The organism is Streptomyces graminilatus, assembly GCF_001418565.1.
GTDB classification, from domain to species: domain Bacteria; phylum Actinomycetota; class Actinomycetes; order Streptomycetales; family Streptomycetaceae; genus Streptomyces; species Streptomyces graminilatus.
Window position 1 is genome coordinate 1 of record NZ_LIQQ01000733.1, and the last position, 1,919, is coordinate 1,919.

Below are 1,919 nucleotides of genomic sequence, written 5' to 3' on the forward strand. Positions count from 1 at the left end.
GGGTGTGGGCTGGGTGTGGGCTGGGTGCGGGCGTTTCCGGCGGGGCCGTGCGGCCCCGCCGGACTCGGGGTCTCGGGGTCTCGGGGTCTCGCCCTGAGGGACTACAGCGCGGACGCCGCCCGGGCTATGTCCTTCGCGAAGGTGGACACCTGGCCGTAGACGCCGGGTACGCCGGGCCGGGCGCAGCCGTCGCCCCAGCTGACGATGCCGACCTGGATCCAGGCGCCGGTGTCGTCCTTGCGGAACATGGGCCCGCCGGAGTCGCCCTGGCAGGTGTCGACACCGCCCGCCAGGAAGCCGGCGCACAGTTCGTCAGAGGGTACGAGCCGCTTGCCGTAGTGCAGCTTGCAGCCCGCGTCGCTGACGTAGGGGACGGTGGCCTTCAGCAGCTTGGTCGTGCCGGTGTTGGCGTTCTCCGCGGTGTCGCCCCAGCCCGCGACGGTGAACGTGCCGCGGTTGTACTTGGTGGTGGTGGCGAGCTTCAGCGTGGGCTTGTTGATCGGCCGGGCGAGCTTGACGAGCGCCCAGTCCTTGCCGTTGCCGTTGTAGCCCGGGGCCTGGCGGACCTTGGTCGACTTGACCTTGATCGCACCCGGGGCGTTCAGGTCGGCGACCCCGGCGGTGACCGTGATGCCCGTGTTGGGGCCGGAGCCGTCCACGCAGTGGGCGGCGGTCAGGACGACGTCCTTCTTGTAGAGCGCGCCGCCGCAGCCCATCGAGAGGTGCACCAGCCACGGGAACTCGCTCTGCGCGGCGGGCGTTCCTCCTACGACGGGCACGGGCGCGGCATGCGCGGCGAGCGGCTGGAGGCTCGCGATCGCGAGGGCCGCCGCCCCGATCGTCGCGGCCCGCTTGACCAGGGAGAGACCTCTTCCGACCGACGAGGTGTGGGTCAACGTACGTCCTTTCATGGGGGTGATGACAAAGAACGTAAGTATGAAGATCGGGGAGGGTGGGAAACAAGGACGGATCTCACGTGCCCCCGGCGGAACCGGACGGCGGGGAATCCGGTCTTACCGACAGTTCCCCGGCACGCACGTACAGTGGAAGAGAGTTCTGGGCGTCTTGGGGGTGAGGACGTGGCGAACGGCGGACCGGTCGAGCACGGCTACCCGCATCTGGAGACGGTGCGGGCCGCGATCAACGCGCTCTACAAGAGGCTGTCGTACGACACCGTCCAGACCTTCGCGACGAGCGTGGCCCCGGCCGACGTGGCCTTCGGCGACACCGACGACCTGCATCTGGGCGCGCAGCGGGTGGCCCGGGAGATGGTGCGCCACTACCGGCTCCCGGACGCGCGCATGATCGTCGGGTTCCGCGAGATGACCCACGCCGCGAATGTCGAACTGGCGGCGGGGCCCGAGTACTTCATCGAGCTCAACGACCGTTTCCGCACCCACCGCAGGGACATCGGCGCGGCCCTCGCGCACGAGGTGACCCATGTCTATCTGCACCGCCTGGACCTGGCCTTCCCGGGGACACGGGACAACGAGATCCTCACGGACACCACGGCGGCGTATCTGGGCGCGGGCTGGCTGCTCCTGGACGCCTTCCGCGAGGACGCGGTCTCCTCGCAGAAGCTCGGCTATCTCACGCCGGAGGAGTTCGGGTACGTACTGGCCAAGCGTGCGCTGGTCTTCGACGAGGATCCCGCGGTCTGGTTCACCAGTCCGCAGGCGTATACGGCGTACGCGGCGGGCATGGAGCTGGCCCGCCGTGACACACGCCAGCCTCCGCTGACGGCGGCGGGCTGGGCGGGCCGCCGCCGTTACGCGCGCGACCGCCGCCATGCCCAGGCCCAGCATGCCCCGGGTGCCGGGGATCCGGACGGCGTCCCGTACAGCTTCACCCCCGGCTCCCTCGACTCCCCCGACTTCTCTGTCCCCGCCGGCTCATCCGGCTCATCCGGCTCATCCGGC

The 1,919-nt window shown here is 70.2% G+C and carries 2 protein-coding genes; one reads left to right on the plus strand and one right to left on the minus strand.

All coding sequences use genetic code 11. The features are described from left to right. Positions 1-101: 101 nt before the first annotated feature. A complete protein-coding gene (locus AOK08_RS40780; RefSeq protein ID WP_055535481.1) occupies positions 102-911 on the minus strand; it encodes a S1 family peptidase in 810 nt (269 codons plus the stop codon). Between the two features lie 168 nt (positions 912-1,079). Here AOK08_RS40780 and AOK08_RS40785 point away from each other — a divergent pair. Next, the coding region (locus AOK08_RS40785; protein ID WP_241827315.1) for a hypothetical protein at positions 1,080-1,919 on the plus strand (840 nt) is incomplete at its 3' end.

Coding starts and splice junctions, on each gene's coding strand:
- AOK08_RS40780 (WP_055535481.1), bottom strand. CDS start 911: ATGAAAGGACGTACGTTGACCCACACCTCGTCGGTCGGAAGAGGTCTC.